The sequence below is a fragment of the Xanthomonas sp. fls2-241-TYG-148 genome (assembly GCF_030208815.1).
In the GTDB taxonomy this organism is placed as follows: Bacteria; Pseudomonadota; Gammaproteobacteria; order Xanthomonadales; family Xanthomonadaceae; genus Xanthomonas; species Xanthomonas campestris.
Map to the genome: position 1 here is coordinate 132,836 of NZ_JARVTE010000018.1, position 16,368 is coordinate 149,203.

At 66.8% G+C, this 16,368-nt stretch carries 14 protein-coding genes; 11 read left to right on the forward strand and 3 right to left on the reverse strand.

Annotated features, from left to right (window positions below; all coding sequences use genetic code 11):
* Positions 1-184 precede the first annotated feature (184 nt).
* The 6 genes from QRM60_RS17055 (at position 185) to QRM60_RS17080 (ending at position 7,162) form a co-directional block, all read left to right on the forward strand.
* Positions 185-1,567, forward strand: coding sequence for a DcaP family trimeric outer membrane transporter (locus tag QRM60_RS17055; RefSeq protein ID WP_042595882.1), 1,383 nt, complete (start codon positions 185-187; stop codon positions 1,565-1,567).
* Positions 1,568-1,640: 73 nt separating this feature from the next.
* The gene (locus tag QRM60_RS17060; RefSeq protein ID WP_011039127.1) at positions 1,641-1,958 is read left to right on the forward strand and encodes a DUF485 domain-containing protein; all 318 of its coding nucleotides are present in this window, start codon (positions 1,641-1,643) and stop codon (positions 1,956-1,958) included.
* Entirely contained in the window at positions 1,955-3,682 is a 1,728-nt protein-coding gene (locus QRM60_RS17065; RefSeq protein ID WP_042595884.1) for a cation acetate symporter, read from the forward strand. Before QRM60_RS17060 ends, QRM60_RS17065 begins: the two co-directional genes overlap by 4 nt.
* 699 nt (positions 3,683-4,381) lie before the next feature.
* On the forward strand, positions 4,382-5,389 hold the full coding sequence (locus tag QRM60_RS17070) for a glycerophosphodiester phosphodiesterase family protein (protein WP_285446741.1): 1,008 nt from the start codon (positions 4,382-4,384) through the stop codon (positions 5,387-5,389).
* Positions 5,390-5,476: 87 nt separating this feature from the next.
* A complete protein-coding gene (locus QRM60_RS17075; protein WP_161962906.1) occupies positions 5,477-6,361 on the forward strand; it encodes a peptidylprolyl isomerase in 885 nt (294 codons plus the stop codon).
* A gap of 111 nt (positions 6,362-6,472) precedes the next feature.
* Positions 6,473-7,162, forward strand: a complete 690-nt coding sequence (locus QRM60_RS17080; RefSeq protein ID WP_238595621.1) for a hypothetical protein — start codon at positions 6,473-6,475, stop codon at positions 7,160-7,162.
* A 24-nt stretch (positions 7,163-7,186) separates the two neighbouring features.
* Here QRM60_RS17080 and QRM60_RS17085 read toward each other — a convergent pair whose 3' ends face one another.
* Positions 7,187-8,335 carry an ROK family transcriptional regulator gene (locus QRM60_RS17085; protein ID WP_115557267.1) on the reverse strand — a complete coding sequence of 383 codons (1,149 nt, stop codon included), beginning with the start codon at positions 8,333-8,335 and terminating at the stop codon, positions 7,187-7,189.
* Positions 8,336-8,442: 107 nt separating this feature from the next.
* On the opposite strand from QRM60_RS17085, the gene QRM60_RS17090 reads away from it, so the two are divergent.
* The 4 genes from QRM60_RS17090 (at position 8,443) to QRM60_RS17105 (ending at position 13,630) form a co-directional block, all read left to right on the forward strand.
* On the forward strand, positions 8,443-11,115 hold the full coding sequence (locus QRM60_RS17090; protein ID WP_285446684.1) for a TonB-dependent receptor: 2,673 nt from the start codon (positions 8,443-8,445) through the stop codon (positions 11,113-11,115).
* Positions 11,105-12,358: a phosphodiester glycosidase family protein gene (locus tag QRM60_RS17095; protein ID WP_285446685.1), complete on the forward strand. Its 1,254-nt coding sequence runs from the start codon at positions 11,105-11,107 to the stop codon at positions 12,356-12,358. Before QRM60_RS17090 ends, QRM60_RS17095 begins: the two co-directional genes overlap by 11 nt.
* 61 nt (positions 12,359-12,419) lie before the next feature.
* On the forward strand, positions 12,420-13,199 hold the full coding sequence (gene xth, locus QRM60_RS17100) for an exodeoxyribonuclease III (RefSeq protein WP_011039115.1): 780 nt from the start codon (positions 12,420-12,422) through the stop codon (positions 13,197-13,199).
* Entirely contained in the window at positions 13,196-13,630 is a 435-nt protein-coding gene (locus tag QRM60_RS17105; protein ID WP_014506121.1) for a GFA family protein, read from the forward strand. The genes xth and QRM60_RS17105 overlap by 4 nt, the downstream gene beginning before the upstream one ends.
* Before the next feature lie 69 nt (positions 13,631-13,699).
* On the opposite strand, the gene QRM60_RS17110 is transcribed toward QRM60_RS17105, so the two are convergent.
* Positions 13,700-13,951: a GlsB/YeaQ/YmgE family stress response membrane protein gene (locus QRM60_RS17110; RefSeq protein WP_039404974.1), complete on the reverse strand. Its 252-nt coding sequence runs from the start codon at positions 13,949-13,951 to the stop codon at positions 13,700-13,702.
* Between the two features lie 129 nt (positions 13,952-14,080).
* On the opposite strand from QRM60_RS17110, the gene QRM60_RS17115 reads away from it, so the two are divergent.
* Positions 14,081-14,695, forward strand: a complete 615-nt coding sequence (locus QRM60_RS17115) for a 4'-phosphopantetheinyl transferase superfamily protein (protein WP_285446686.1) — start codon at positions 14,081-14,083, stop codon at positions 14,693-14,695.
* On the opposite strand, the gene QRM60_RS17120 is transcribed toward QRM60_RS17115, so the two are convergent.
* Positions 14,677-16,269, reverse strand: a complete 1,593-nt coding sequence (locus tag QRM60_RS17120) for an alkaline phosphatase D family protein (RefSeq protein WP_285446687.1) — start codon at positions 16,267-16,269, stop codon at positions 14,677-14,679. The genes QRM60_RS17115 and QRM60_RS17120 overlap by 19 nt on opposite strands.
* Positions 16,270-16,368 lie beyond the last annotated feature (99 nt).

A 16,368-nucleotide genomic window follows, 5' to 3' on the forward strand; every position in this document is an offset into this window, starting at 1 on the left:
TCTGTCCCGGCGGTCAACGGAGCCTTAGACCATGGTCGTAACTGCCGCTGCGACAGTCGGTCGCCTTGCCAAATGCTGCATTGCAGCTACGACCAAAGGCGAATAGGCGGCAAAGCGTGGCCTGCCGCACGCTCCGCCTAGCGTCGCCGTCCATGCGCGATGCCTTCACCGGGGAGGGGGTTCCATGAAACACCGTAAAGCACCGTTGGTGCGCAAACCGCTGGCTGCCGCTTTGTTCGTGGCCACCATCCTGCCGGGTGTCGCGTTCGCGCAGACCTCCAAGGAAAAGGCGCTGGAAGCACGCATTGCCGATCTGGAACGCCAGGTCCAGATGCTGGTCTCCGCCCAGCAGCAACAGCAGGGCCAGATCACCCAGACGCAGACCCAGGTCGGCGAGGTGCGTGCCGCGCAGGCACAGGCACCTGCAGCCCCGGCACTGCCGGCGGGCAAGCGCCCGATCCAGCTGACCAGCATCACGCCCAATGCGGCGGCGGGCACCACGTTCCGCTACGGTGGCTTCATCAAGGCCGACTTCATGACCACCCGCACCTCCGACGGCGCATTGCCCGAAGGCGCGGTGGGGCGGTACCTGTATATCCCGACGCAGACGCCTGTCGGGGGACAGGCCTCGAGCACGGACACCGACTTCCATGCCAAGTTCTCGCGCTTCAACCTGGGCGTGGACACCGTCACCGAGAACGGCGACAAGCTCACCGGCTTCATCGAACTGGATTTCTTCGGCAACGCGCTGGCCAACCAGGTCAACAATCTGTACGGCGGCACTTTGCGGCATGCCTACATGAGCTGGAACAACTGGCTGGCCGGCCAGACCTGGTCCAACTTCGTCGATGCCACGATCCTGCCCGAAGCGGCGGACATCGTCGGGCCGACCGACGGCGCGCTGTTCAGCCGCCAGACCCAGATCCGCTACACCCGCGGCGCCTTCAGCGTGTCGGCAGAAAACCCCGAGACCCTGACCACGCCCTACCAGGGCGGCAACACCATCCTGGCCTCGGACCACGGCGCCATGCCGGACCTGACCGCGCGCTACAACTGGAAGGGCACCTGGGGCACCTTCGGCCTGTCGGCGATTGCCCGCCAGTACCGCACGCGCAGCGCGCTGACCAACGACACCGACTTCGGCGGCGCCATCGCCGGCGGCGGCCGCTGGATCATCAATGCCAACAACGATCTGCGCTACCAGCTCAGCTACGGCGAAGGCCTGGGGCGGTATCTGGGCCTGGGCAATGGCTCGGACGTGGAGATCGACATCGACGGCAAGATCCAGACCGTCAGCACGCTTGCCGGCTGGGTGGCCTGGCGCCATGACTACAACGCCAAGCTGCGCAGCACGATCATGTATTCGCGCGTGAACTACGACCACGACATTGCCAACACCGGCGCGCTGGCGAGCAAGTCGCAGCAGAGCATCCGCGCCAACGTCTTCTATTCGCCACTGCCCAAGGTGGATGTGGGCGCAGAGCTGATGTATGGCCGCCGCGAAGCCGAAAACGGCGACAGCGGCGACATCTCGCGCCTGCAGTTCACCACCAAGTACAGCTTCTAAGTTTCACCCATCGGTTGCCCCTGCCACCGCGGTGGTGGGGGCCGTACCGCCCCTGCAGCACTGGAGACTGACCATGACCGTCTCGAATGACGCACTGATCGCCAAGATCGATGCCAATCCGAAGTACCACGCCCTCAAGCGCCAGCGCAACACGCTGGGCTGGACCCTCACTGCGCTGATGTTGCTGGCCTACTACGGCTACATCGGGTTGATCGCCTTCGACAAGGCGTTCCTGGCCAAGCCCATCGGCGACGGCGTGACCTCCGTCGGTATCCCGATCGCGATCGGGGTGATGGTGTTCACCATCATCATCACCGCCATCTACGTGCGTCGTGCCAACAACACCTACGACCAGCTGACCGCGCAGATCCTGGAGGAAGCCCGCAAATGAGCAAGACTTCGCGCCTTCTCCTGATTTTGGCCGGTCTGCTGCCGGCCGGCCTCGCGCTGGCCGCCGGCGGCGACATGGGCCAGGTCGACAAGCAACCCACCAACTGGGTGGCGATCGGCATGTTCGGCTTCTTCGTGCTGGGCACCTTGTGGATCACCAAATGGGCGGCCGCCAAGACCAAGTCGGCCTCTGACTTCTACACCGCCGGCGGTGGCATCACCGGCTTCCAGAACGGCCTGGCGATCGCCGGCGACTTTATGTCGGCTGCCTCGTTCCTGGGCATTACCGCCGCGGTGATGGCCAACGGCTACGACGGCCTGATCTACGCGATCGGCTTTCTGGTCGGCTGGCCCATCCTGACCTTCCTGATGGCCGAACGGCTGCGCAACCTCGGCAAGTACACCTTCGCCGACGTGGCCGGCTATCGCTTTGCGCCAACCGCGATCCGTAGCTTTGCCGCATCTGGCACGCTGGTGGTGGTGCTGTTCTATCTGATTGCACAGATGGTCGGCGCCGGTGCGTTGATCAAGTTGCTGTTCGGCCTGGACTACTGGGTGGCGGTCACCCTGGTCGGCGTGCTGATGATGGTCTACGTGCTGTTCGGTGGCATGACCGCAACGACGTGGGTGCAGATCATCAAGGCGGTGCTGCTGCTGACCGGCGTGACCTTCATGGCCGTGGCGATCATGTGGCACTTCAACTTCAGCTTCGAGGCGTTGTTTGCCGAGGGCGTGCGGGTGAAGACCGCGATTGCGGCCAATGGCGGTGCATCGCCTGAGGATGCAGCCAAGGCGGGCCTGTCGATCATGGGGCCGGGCGGCTTTGTGAAAGACCCGATCTCGGCGATCTCCTTCGGCATGGCGCTGATGTTCGGTACCGCCGGCCTGCCGCACATCCTGATGCGCTTCTTCACCGTTCCCGACGCCAAGCAGGCACGCAAGTCGGTGCTGTGGGCCACCACTTGGATCGGCTACTTCTACATCCTGATCTTCATCATCGGCTTCGGTGCGATCGCCCTGGTGCTGACCAACCCGCAGTTCGCCGATGTCACCACCGGCACCATCCACGGCGGCAAGGGCGCGGCCAACATGGCGGCAGTGCTGGTCGGCAATGCCGTGGGCGGCAACGTGTTCATGGGCTTCATCTCGGCGGTGGCCTTCGCCACCATCCTGGCGGTGGTCGCAGGTTTGACCCTGTCCGGCGCCTCGGCGGTGTCGCATGACCTGTACGCCACGGTGATCAAGAAGGGCAACCCCGCGCCGGGTTCGGAGCTGAAGGTCTCGCGTGCCACCACCCTGGTGCTGGGCGTGATCGCCGTGCTGCTGGGCATCGTGTTCGAGAAGCAGAACGTGGCCTTCATGGTGTCGCTGGCGTTCGCCATCGCCGCCTCGGCCAACTTCCCGGTGCTGATCCTGTCCTTGTTGTGGAAGAACTGCACCACGCGCGGTGCGGTGGTCGGCGGCTTCCTGGGCCTGATCTCCTCGCTGGTGCTCACGGTGCTGTCGCCGTCGGTGTGGGTGGACACGCTGGGTAACGCGGCCGGTTCGGCGCCGTTCCCGTACACCTCGCCGGCGCTGTTCTCGATGACGATTGGTTTCGTCGGTATCTGGCTGTTCTCGGTCCTGGACCGCAGCCCGCAGGCGGCCAACGAGCGCGCCGCGTTCAAGGCACAGCAGATCCGTGCCGAAACCGGCCTGGGTGCGTCCGGTGCCTCCGGTCACTGATCCACCGCATCACTGAGTGCTGTCACGCAGACGCCGGCCTTGTGCCGGCGTCTTGCGTTTGTGGTATGAGAGCGACGGACCGGTGTGCTGCGAATACCTCTCGTCGATGGGTTCATGGGCGCCTGCGCGTGCGCCGGGGAGCTGCGGCTGTGCAAAGGCGCAGCCGAACCCTTCTCCAAAGGCCGCCTGTCTGCCCAGCGCACGCAATGCCCGGATCTAACGACGATTGCGAATCGAACGCCGAAAGTCCCGTGCCTGACCACCACACCCCTGACAGTCGACGCCGGCGTTCCATGCCAGATGTGCACGCATCCGCATGCGGTTGCGCGTTGCCTCATCTCGCGCCGATTCGGGTGACGCCGTCATTCACTTCGTTTTTCGCGCCACCGCTGCGCGGTCGCAGAAAACGGCAACACCAGCGAAGAAATTAAGTCATCGAGAGTGACTAAATTGGCCCACAAGCCGAACGCTGATCACGCCCGGCTTGGCCTCTCCCCGGTATCCACCGGCTGGCGAGTGCGCTGCAAGCGAGTTCGCCGATTGCGTCGACCCATCGGCTCTCGTCCATCCCTTGCCCTTCCTGCACCTACGAACCGGGACACAGAGACCATGTCTACCATCCTTGCTCCACATCCGCTGGCCCGCGCCTGCCGCCTGCTCGGCGCACTGGCCCTGCTGGCTGCACTGCCGCAGCTGGCGTTGGCGGCCTGCAACGACAGCTCCGACCTCAAGATGCAACGCATCCTGTTCAACTCCTCCAACACCGTGGTGCTGGCACACCGCGGCCTGTGGGGCAAATACGCCGGTATCGCCGACATGCCGGAAAACTCGCGCGGCTCGCTGCAAATTGCCAACGACCAATGCATGGACGGCGTGGAGCTTGACGTCAAGCTCACCAGTGACGGCGTGCCGGTGCTGCTGCACGACTACAACCTGGGCCGCACCACCACTGTGTGGCAGCACCATCCGGGGGTGAAGTACGACCCGATCACCAACCAGGGCGTCAATCCATCCATTCTGGTCACCCCATGGTCGGAGGTCAGCCAGTTGTTCCTGCTGACTCCGGACCGCCGCACCACCACTGGCTATCACGTGCCGCGCGTGGATGAGCTGTTCGCCTATTACAAGCAGCACAACTTGCGTACGCCGATGGTGTTCGACATCAAGGATGCGGCCACGGTACGCGCGGTGCGCAAGGCCGCCGAGAGCCAGTTCGGCGTGGCATCCGGAAGCTACGTCGCCGCCAAGGTCAATGCGACGCTGTATACCAGTCGCGATGCCTACCGTGCAGATGGCAGCGGCATGGTCGGCATTCCAGTGTTCACGACCAACATGCTGGGCAAGATCAATGTGCGCCAGACGATCTCGGCATGGATGAGTTCGGGTAACCAGACGATGGAGATCAACGTCAAGCAACTCGGTGGCTTACTGCAGAGCGATGCCGATTTCATCCGCGAGCGTGGTTATCGTGTCGGCGTGTTCCAGGCGATTCCGGACGGCCCGTCTGCCGGCAAGTTCTATCAGAACAGCGGCGCCTGTTGCTACGCCCTGTCGGATCTGTATTTCTCCTATTCCGGTGGCCGCGATACCGCAGATAACCGCGGCAATCTGGACTACATCGTCCACAGCCAGGCCTTCGGCCTGATCACCACCGATGATCCGAAGGCCGCGATCCGGTATCTGCAGGCAGCCCACAAGCACGACTAACTGGTGCCTTTCCCGGCCCATGCGGGCCAGTGGCCCCGACGGCGGCATTGCCCGTCGTCGGGGCCTGTCATCACGGAGATCTCTTGCATGTTGCAGTCCCTTTGTTTGTCCGGCGCGCTTGCGCTGGGTCTGATTGCTGGCGTGCCGTCGGCGCAGGCCGCCACCGCCGATTCCGGCGTATCCCACGGCGTCACCACGGTGTTACAGATCGGCAAGCAGGCGTTTACTGCGCCGGAATATCGCGCGCTTGCGCTGGCGGATCTGCCCCAGGGCGCCAACCCGGCCGGTGCGGCTGACCCGGCATTTGTCCGCGCGTTTGCCGACCGGAGGCTGCTGCTGGATCAGGCACGTCAGGTGCACCTGCAAGACGACCCGGTGGTCGCTGTGCAGCTCCGCCAGGCCACTGACGCCATCCTTGCCGACGCGATGCAGCGGCGCGCACGCACCACGGCACACATCGATGCAGCGCAAGTGCAGGCGCAATTCAACGCGCACCCGCACGACTATGACGAAGTCCGCTTGAGCCATGTGTTCGTGGCGCTGCAGCCGCAAGGCGATGCTCGCCGTGGGACGCCGCTGAGCGATGCGCAGGCATTGGCCCGTGCACAGCAGCTCAAGCGTCAGCTGGACAGCGGCACGCCGTTCGAGGAAGTGGCAAAGCGCGAATCCGACGATGGCAGCACGGCCGCAGAGGGCGGCGAACTGTCGTCGATCTTCCTGCGCAACGTTGCCGATGTCTTCGCTGCCCCGGTCCAGGCGCTGGGCGTGGGCGACGTATCGGCACCGGTGCGTGGGCCAGAGGGCTATCACCTGATCCGTGTGGACGCGCGCATCCCCGCCGCGCTGGAGACCGCACGCGGGCAGATCGAGGTGCAGTTGCGTGAGCAGGCGGCGACGGCCGCGCTGGAGCGACTGCGGCAGGCCAACCCGTTGCAGTTCGATCACGCGGCGTTGGAAGCGGCGCTGCGCTAAAGGCAGGAACCGATGGAGATGTCCGTCCCCGTTGCGCGCGCTGCCGTCGGCAGATCACGCTGGGTGTTGGCGGCCGTGTTGGCAGTCGCCGCGCTGGTGGTGGCGTGGTGCATGCACGGTGCGGCGAACTCCGCGGGCCGTGCTGCAGCCGTCGTGGCCGTACCAGCGGCGGTGAAGGTCGCCGCTCGTGCGCCCGTTCGACACGCAACATCAGGCGACCTGTTCGACACTGCGATGCAGGCGCTTGCCTGCACCGAGCGGCTGCAGCAACGCACGGCGCAGATCGCCCGTGGCGCAACCGCGCAGCCTGAGCAGGCGCTGTGCACGGCGATGCCGCCAGAACAGGTCGACGCGCTGCTGCGTACAGCGGCGGCGCGTGGCGACCTGGCCGCGCAGCGCTATCTGTTGGCGCAACGTGCCGCGCAGATGATGCAAGCCACTGCCGCCGCGACACCCGCCGGCCAGCAGGCACGGCTGGCGCCCAATGACGAGCGGGAGATGGCCTCGATCGTCAGCGCGCTGGAGTTGCTGGCGCTGCAGGGGCAGCCCGATGCCATCGAGAGCCTGGCGCAGGTGGTGGCATCACCGCTGCTGCGTGCGCCTGACCCGGTGTATGCCGCGGCCTGGCGCCTGGCCGCGCGCCAACCTGCGGGTTCATCGCACGATGCTTCCACAGCGTTGCAAGGCGAGGAGGAACTGCTCGACGGTTTGAGCGAACAGCAGGGCGCGCAGGCACGCACCCTGGCGTGGGAGATCTTCGATGCCTGCTGTCGTCGCGCAGCCGATGACGCACCTAGATGACGCACCTAACCGTGGTGCAGCCAGTCAACCGAAATAGCGCGCCTGCAACGGCAATGTCGCCGCACCAATCGCGCAGGCATCGGTCGGTGCTTCGGCCGGCAGCAGCAGTGGCATCGGGCGTGCTTGCCCGCGGCGTGGCAGGTTGTCGATGCGGACCGCGGCAATCAGGCGGCGCGCCAGATCCGCAGGCAGGCGGCCGCCGAACACGATGGCCTCCGGGTCGCACACCGCGGTGATGGCCGAGACGATCAGCGACACACCCGGGGCACTACGCGCCAGCCAGCGTTCGATCGCCGGCCAGCGCGGGTCGTAGGCGGCCAGCAGTGCGCGGATATCCGGCAGCTCCACGCCGTCTTCGGCCAATAGCTCGCGCAGCAATTCCAGCGTGGCGCGTTCCAGCCGCTGCGCGGGCAGCATGCCGGCGAATTCACCGGCGTTGCCGCGTGCGCCGCGTAGTACCTGGCCATTGATCACCAGGCCGCCGCCCAGGCCGTAGCTGAGATACAGATAGGCAAAGTCGCGATGACGCCGGCCTACTCCGAGCATCGCCTCGCCGGCGGCGGCCACGCTGCCGTCGTTGTCCATCCACACCGGCTGCGCGCAGGCCTCGGCCAGCCACGGGCAGAGGGCGAACTCGCCCAGCGCACGCAACGGGTCGGGCGGATTGATACGCCCGTCCTGGCCGGTGAAGAACCCGGTCATCGCCACGCCGATGCCCAGGCGCGGGCCGGGCGCATGCGGCAGGCTGGCCAGCAGCACAGCATCGCCGGCCTGCAGCTGCGCCAGCACGCCGGCGGCGCTGGGGTCGGTGAGCGGCAGCTCCTGCACGCCGAGCACCTGCCCGGCGAAGTCCATCAGCGCCAGGGTCAGCGCGTCGGTGGCAATCGAGACCCCGAGCGTGTGCCCATGGCCGGGGCGCAGCGACACCGCGATGCCCGGCTTGCCGCGGCCAGGCCGCGCCAGCCCCTCGCCCATGCGCACCATGCCGCGCGCCTGCAGGCTTTCGATCAACCGCACCGCGGTCTGCACGGTCAGCCCCGTGCCACGGCTCAGGTCGGCACGGGTCAGCACGCCGGCCAGGCGCAGGCGGTTGAGCATGTCGCGCTCATTGAGGCTCAGCCCTTCGAAGGGCTGGCGGTGCGCGGGCGCGGCGAAGGCGGTCGAGGACGGCATGGGCGAGCAGGGCGGAAGAGCAACGCGCAAGCATACCGGCTGCGGCTGAAATAATTAATTCACAGTAAGTTATTAAATTGGCAGCTTCTGCCCTCATTGGTTGCGCCATGTCACGTTTCAGCGCCTTTCTTTGCCCTCGTCGCGGTCTGCTGGCGCTGGGTGTCGCGGCCAGCCTGAGCGCGCAGGCCGCCGAACCCGTGGTTGCCGCGGCCGGGGACGAGACCGCCCCGGTGCAGCTGGATGCCGTGCAGGTCTCCGGCCAGCACCTGTCCATCCGCCAGGCTATTGGCGCCAAGCGCGAGGCGGCGGTGGTCTCCGATGGCGTGGCGGCCGATGACATCGGCTCGATCCCGGACTTCGGCCTGGGCGAGGCGCTGCAGCGCGTGCCCGGCGTCTCGATGGTGGTCAACAACGGCCGCGGCGAAGCGCAGTTCATGAGCCTGCGTGGCTTCAATCCCGACTACAACACGGTGCTGATCGACGGCGTGGCGCTGCCGTCCACCGAAACCAGCCGGCGCGTGCAATCGCTGGACGTCATTCCCGCCTCGCTGGCGCAGCAGGTGGATATCTACAAAACCTTCAACGCCGACATGGACAGCAATGCCATTGGCGGCATCGCTGCGTTGCGCACGCGCAGCGCCTTCGATCACGACGGCCGCTTCGCCACCGTGCGGGCCAATGTGGCCGATTGGGAAAACCGCCGGCAGCTGCAGGGCAGCACGCCGTCCGGGCAGGTGCAAGGCAGTTTCAGCCAGACCTTCGGGCCGGACAATCACTTCGGCGTGGTGCTGTCTGCGGACTACTTCCGCCGCGATTCGTCGTCGTTGAACACCGCCATCGACAGTTACAGCTACTACGCCAACGGCCGCCGCCAGGACCTCACCCCGGCACTGGACACCGATGGTCTGGCGATCGCGCCGGACCGGTTTCGCCCGCTCAGCTACGACAACGTGCGCCAGCGCCGCAGCGCGTTCGGCAAACTGGAATACGACGATGGCGACAGCCTGAAACTTGCGCTCAGCGCCGGCGTGTTCGAGCACAGCAACGACGAGCAACGCCGTTCGCAGTGGATCAACCGCGTCGGCAATGCGGCGGTGACCGATGCCGACAGCGGCCGGTTCGCGCAGGGCAGCGCGCAGGTGGATGCCAACCGTTTCGACCAGACCCGCACGCTGCGTTACGCCCAGCTTGGCGGCAGCTTCCGGCTCAATCCCGAAGGCCATGTGGATCTGGTGCTCAACCGCGCCACCGGGCGCTATGTGCAGGACACCCGCGAAGACGTCTTTGCGGCGGCCGCGTCCGCGCGGCTGGGCTTTGGCTATGCGCTGGGCAGCGACACGCGGCCCACCATCACGCTGGCCGACCCGGCGTACTACGCCAACCCGGCCAACTACACGCAGTCGTACTTCCTGACCCGCACTGAGAAGAGCAGCACCGACACCACCACGGTCAAGCTGGATTACAGCCAGAACGCCGATGCCGACGCGCAAGGCTGGGGGCTGCGCACCGGCCTGCAGTACCGCGATCTGCAACAGCGCTACAACCTGGATGAAGTGCGCCGCAATCCATCCGGGCGCGTCACGCTGGCGACTGTTGGCACCGATGATGCGCGCATCTGCCCGTACGCCGATTTCAACTGCCTGCTGCTGGTCGACCCCGGCAAGGTGGCCGCGTTCGCCGCTGCTGCACCTGGCGCCTACGTGCTGGCCAACACCAATGCGCGTAACAGCGCGATCAGTGATTTCCGCATCGATGAGCGCAATGGTGCCGCCTACGCGATGGGTGTCTGGCATGGCGCACGCACCCAGGCCACGCTGGGCCTGCGCAACGAATACCTGCAGCGCACCGTGCTCAGCGCGGTGCCGCAGCCGCTGACCAGCACCAGCAACTACGTCCAGCAATCGGCCGACAGCGACCGCCGCTTCTTGCTGCCATCGGCGAACTTCGCCTGGGACATCACCCAGGCACTCAAGCTGCGTATGGCCGGCAGCCGCACGATTGGCTTGCCCACCTATGGCGACATCGGCCAGAACAGCAGCCCGGTGGTGGATGTCACCGGCTTCACCATCAACCGCAGCATCGCCAACCCGCAATTGCGCCCGCGCCGCTCGGACAACCTGGATCTGTCGCTGGAGTGGTACCCGGACCGCGACTCGCAACTGTCGGTGGCGCTGTTCCACAAGCGCATCGACGACGAGATCGTGCGCACCACCAGCACCGACACCCAGCGCGATCCCGGCGGGTTGAGCGGCACCTACCAGGTGACCACCACCCAGGCGATCAATGCCGGCACCGCGCAGGTGCAGGGCATCGAGTTCACCGCAATCGACAGCCGCTTCGATTTTCTGCCCGGCGGCTGGTCCAACCTGGGCGCGATGCTCAACCTCACCGTGCTCGACCCGCGCACGGCCGAGATACAGATGGCCGATGGCAGCCAGCGCGGCTTGCCCGGGCTGATGGAATCGCCCAAGCGCAGTGCCAACGCGTCGCTGCTGTACGACGTGGGCCCGTTCAGTGCGCGCATCAGCGCCAACTACACCGGCGCGCAATTGATCTCCGCAGCCACCGACAACCGCGTCAACGACCGCTATTACGACGCCATCACCAGCTACGACGCGCAGCTGGCCTGGCGCCTGAGCGCGCAGCTGCGGCTCACCCTGCAGGGCCGCAACCTCAGCAATGCGCGGCTCACCCGCGTGATCGGTGCAGAGCAACAACTCATGCGCGAGCAGCTCGATAACGGCCGTGCCTATTACCTTGGAGTGGACTATGCGTTTTGACCCGATGCGTGCCGCCGCGTTGCTGTGCGCAGTGCTGGCCCCGATCGGCGCTGCCGCCGGTGCAGAGACCAACGCGCCCGCTGCCAGCGTGCCGTTCGTGCCGATCGAAACCGTGGTCAGCGGCGACTGCTGGGGCCAGTGGCCGCAGGATGTGCTGGCGGCGGTGAGCCGCTGCAAACCGGCCGAAGGCAACCGCCTGGCATTGCAGGTGCGCGATGACGCGCGCGGCCCGGCGCGGGTGGGGATGGATGCCACGCCGTGCACGGGCGCGCGCTGCGCCGGGTTGTTGCAGGTGCTGCAGCTGGCGCCCACCCAGCGCCTGCTCTTGCGCGTGCCGCCGGCGCAGCTGGACAACGTGCTGGCGGTGCTGGACCAGGCCCAGGCGCGTGCGCGCGTCACCATCGAGCCGCTGGTCGCGCCGGTGCCCGCACCCACCGCACCGCTTACGCTGGCACCGGGGGTGCGTTATTGGCGGCAAGCCATCGGCGGGGCGCAGCCGGTGATGCTGCACATCGCCCAGATCGACCTCACCACGCCGGGCCTGCAGCTGGTCGGCACCCCCGGCGACCGCAGCGACGGCGGCGAATTCCGCGCCACGCCCACCACCGCGTTCGTGCGTGACGGCGCGCTGGCATTGGCGATCAATGCCGACTACTTCCTGCCCTTCGATGGCGGCCATCTGCTGGACAAGCCGTTCGTACCGGTCGCCGGCCAGGGCGTTACCGCCGAAGGTCTGGCCATCGACGCCGGCCGCACCGATTCGGCGGCGGCCACCAGCGACCCCCGCGTCAACGCGGCGCTGTGCGTCAGCCAGCGCGAGGCGGTGCGCATCGTGCGCGGCAGCTGCCCGGCCGGGTCGCGGCTGGGCGTGGGTGCAGGTCCCTTGCTGTTGCTCGATGGCAAGCGTCAACCGCGGGAAGCCAGCCGCGCCGCCTATTACGATGGCCCCGAACCGCGCAGCGCCGTGGGCCTGGACCGCAGCGGACACACCTTGTGGATGGTGGTGGCCGACGGGCGCCAGCCCGGCTACAGCGCCGGCATGACACTGGACGCGCTCACCGCCGTGTTCGAGCAACTTGGCGCGCATGCAGCGATCAATCTCGATGGGGGTGGCTCCAGCACCCTGGCCGCACGCGTGGACGGTGATGTGCGCGCGCTCAATCGCCCCATCCACACCGGCATCCCCGGCCGCGAGCGCCCGGTGGCCAACCAGCTGGGCGTGCGCATCGCGCCACAGCCCTGAGGCGGATCGGGCCATGGACGAGGGCGCGGTACCATTGGTGGTTTGAACCACGGTCCGCGCCATGAAGATTGCCTCCTGGAACGTCAACTCGCTCAACGTGCGCCTGCCGCACCTGCAACAGTGGCTGGCGGATTTTGCGCCGGACGTGGTGGGCATCCAGGAAACCAAGCTGGAAGACCACAAGTTCCCGGATGCGGCACTGGCCGCGCTGGGCTACCGAAGCGTGTTCTGCGGGCAGAAGACCTACAACGGCGTGGCGATCCTGTCGCGCTCGCCGGCGCTGGAGGTGCAGATGGGCATCCCCGGGTTCGATGACGTGCAGCAGCGCGTCATCGCCGCCACCGTCGATGGTGTGCGCATCATCAATCTGTATGTGGTCAACGGCCAGGACGTCGGCACCGACAAGTACGCCTACAAGCTGCGCTGGCTCGAGGCGGTGCACGACTGGATCGCGCAGGAGCTGCAACGCCACCCGCAGCTGGTGGTGCTGGGCGACTTCAACATCGCCCCGGACGCGCGTGACGTGTACGAGCCGGAGGTGTGGAGCGACAACCACATCCTCACCTCCACCGCCGAGCGCGGCGCCCTGCACAAGCTGCTGGCGCTGGGCCTGCACGATGCTTTTCGCCTGCATCACGACGATGCCGGCCACTTCAGTTGGTGGGATTACCGCCAGGCCGCCTACCGCCGCAACCTGGGGCTGCGCATCGACCTGACGTTGGTGTCGGATGCGCTGCGCGCCCGCGCGGTGGAGGCGGGCATCGACCGCGAACCGCGCACCTGGGAGCGCCCCAGCGACCACGCACCGGCGTGGGTGCGGCTGGCCGAGGCAGGCGCATGAGCGAGCGGCATCTACGGCGCAGCACGCACAAGGTGGGCGATGTCACGCTGGGCGCCGTGCATCGGTTGAATTGCCACTGCGGGGCGGTGCAGATCGATCTGGACCTGCCGCACGGCCTGGTGGATCCGCGCCGCTGCGATTGCTCGATGTGTCGCCGGCGCGGGGCCATCGTCGCGTCGGTGCCGCTGCAAGGCCTGCACGTGCGTCAAGGCGAAGACGTGTTGCGGCTGTACCAGTTCAACACGCATGCAGCCGCGCATTATTTCTGTGGGGTGTGCGGCATCTACACGCACCACCGCCGGCGTTCCAATCCCAACGAATACGGCTACAACGTCGGCTGCCTGGAGGGCGTCAACCCGTATGCGTTGAACATCACCGTGCCGGTGGAAGACGGCATCCATCACCCGGCCGATCGCGTTGCACCGCAGTGAGCCCTTGGCCAGCTGAAACAACAACGCCCGGGCAAGCCCGGGCGTTGTATTCACAGCACTGCGCTGGACTCAGCGCACGCGGCCGCGGGTAAACAGATTGACGATGGCCAGCAGGATCACCGCGCCCACCAGCGACCACACGAAGGTCCACAGCGTGATGGCTTGGTTGATGCCGCCGCCGAACAGGAAACCGGCAATCAACGCACCCACGATGCCCACCACCACGTTGAGGATGATGCCCTGCTGCGCATCACGCCGCATGATGATGCTGGCCAGCCAACCCACGATCCCGCCGACGATCAACCAGATGATGATGCCCATGCCGCCACTCTCCTCGTTCGTTCGCACCGGAGCTGGTGCGTGGGCGCCATTCAACGCAGCCGGCCGTGAAACGCTTGTGCAGCGCGCTGAACGGCGCGGCCTGCGGTTCGGGTTGGTGCAGGCCACGTGATGGCGTCCGGCATGCAGCCAGCCGCGGAGGCGGACCACTGGCAATTCGGCACCACCCAGGTCTGGCGGCGTGCGCATCGGCATGGCGAACGCGGCGAGCCGCAGGCGCGCGAACTGCTAGGCAAGGCGCTGGGACTGGACCCGGCGCAGGTGCCGCTGCAGCGTGACGCGCGTGGGCGGCCGACCTTGCAGCCGGCCCTGCCCGAGTGGGACACCGGCTGGAGCCACAGCGGCGATCACCTGCTGGTGGGGCTGGGCCACGGCGTGCGGCTGGGCGTGGATCTGGAACGCATCCGCGAACGCCCCCGCTTGCTGGACATCGCGCAGCGGTTCTTCCACCCGGACGAAATCGCCTGGCTGACGGCGCTGCCCGCCGAGACGCAACAGCCGCTGTTCTTTCGCCTGTGGTGCGCCAAGGAAGCGCTGCTCAAGGCCCATGGCCACGGGCTATCGTTCGGCCTGCACCGGTTGGCGTTTGCACCGGTTTCCTCCGGTGCGCTGCAGCTGCACTGGTGCGACCCGGCGCTGGGCGAGGCTGCGCGCTGGCAGCTGCACGAATGGCTGGCCGCGCCCGACTGCCGCGCGGCGCTGGCCTGTTACCCGTTGGCGGTGTGAGGCGGCAATGCACCGTGCGGCAGGATCGGCTGGCGAAACTGCGCCACACCATCGAGGTCGCGCAAAGTCACCGTGAGCACGCCGCTGTGGCCGTCGATCTCCACCTCGCCAAAGAACTGAAAGCCTGCCAACGGTGAGGTGTTCGGTGCCGGTGGCGCCTTCTGGAACACCACCGTGGGGCCGAAGGTGGCATCCAGTGCATTCGGCCCGAAACTGCCGGCATTGAGCGGGCCGGCGACAAATTCCCAGAACGGTTCGAACTGCTGAAACGCGGCCTGATCCGGATGGTAGTAATGCGCCGCGCAGTAGTGCACGTCGGCAGTGAGCCAAAGCGTATTGCGAATACGCGCGGTGCTGATGAAACGCAGCAATGCGGCGATTTCCTGCTCGCGGCCGCGCGGCACGCCCGGGTCGCCATTGGCAATGGCTTCCCAGCGCGCACGTCCATCCGCATCCTGGCCGTCGGGAACCTGCAGCCCGATCGGCATGTCGGCGGCAATCACTTTCCATTGCGCGCGCGAGCCGGCCAATTCGCGCTGCAGCCAGGCCAGTTGTTGCGGGCCGAGAAACGCGGCATCTGCGCCCGGTGTCGGTTGCAGGTTGTCGCTGTTGGCACCGCGATAACTGCGCATGTCCAGCACGAACACATCCAGCAGCGGGCCATAGCTGATCTTGCGGTAGATGCGCCCATCGCCGTCGGCCCGCACGCCGCGCATCGGCGCGTATTCCAGGAAGGCCTTGCGTGCGCGCGTTGCGAGCACCTCGATATCGCGCACCTGGTAGCGCGTATCCAGCTGCTTACCGGGCGACCAGTTGTTGGTGGTTTCGTGGTCGTCCCACTGCCACACCTGCGCCACCTCGGCGTTGAAGCGGCGCAGATGGTCGTCGAGCAGGTTGTAGCGGTAATTGCCGCGAAATTCGTCCAGGGTCTCGGCCACCTTGCTCTTGGCCGCAGTGGTGAGATTGCGCCAGCGTTTGCCGTCTTCCACCGTGAGTTCGGCCGGGACCGGGCCATCGGCATAGATGGTGTCGCCGCTGTGCAGGAAGAAGTCCGGGTTGCGTGCGCGCATCGCCGAATAGATGCGCATGCCACCGATGTCCGGATTGATGCCAAAGCCCTGGCCCACGGTGTCGCCGCTCCATACGAAACGCACGTTGTCGCGTGCCTGTGGCGCGCTGCGCAGATGCCCATGCACCGGTGCGCTCAACACGCCGCTGTGTGCATCTTCGAAGCGCACCCGGTAGAAGATGTCCTGCCCCGGCGGCAGCGCGGCCAGGTCCACGCGTGCGGTGAAATCCTGGGTGGGCAGCGCCAGCGGGCCGTCGATCCGCCGTGCATGGCGCAGGCTCGGTCGCGTATCCCATTCCACCCGCAACCGCGCCGGGCGATCGCAGCGGCTCCACAAGATCGCGCGGCCCCCCTGCACATCGCCGCTTTGCACGCCATCGGTGATCAGCGGCCGCCCGGACGGCGCGGCCAACGTGCGTGTGGACCAGCCGGCTGTGGCCGGCAACAGCAGGCCGGCACCTAAGCCTTGCAACACGCGGCGGCGGGCGGGATCGGAGGCGGTCATGGGCAGTCCTTCAGTCAGCGGCGGCTGCCTGCAGGTGTAGCGCGGCTGTTTGACCGCCGCGTGTCCGCCAAGGGCACTGGTGGAAGTCGCGTGACCGGG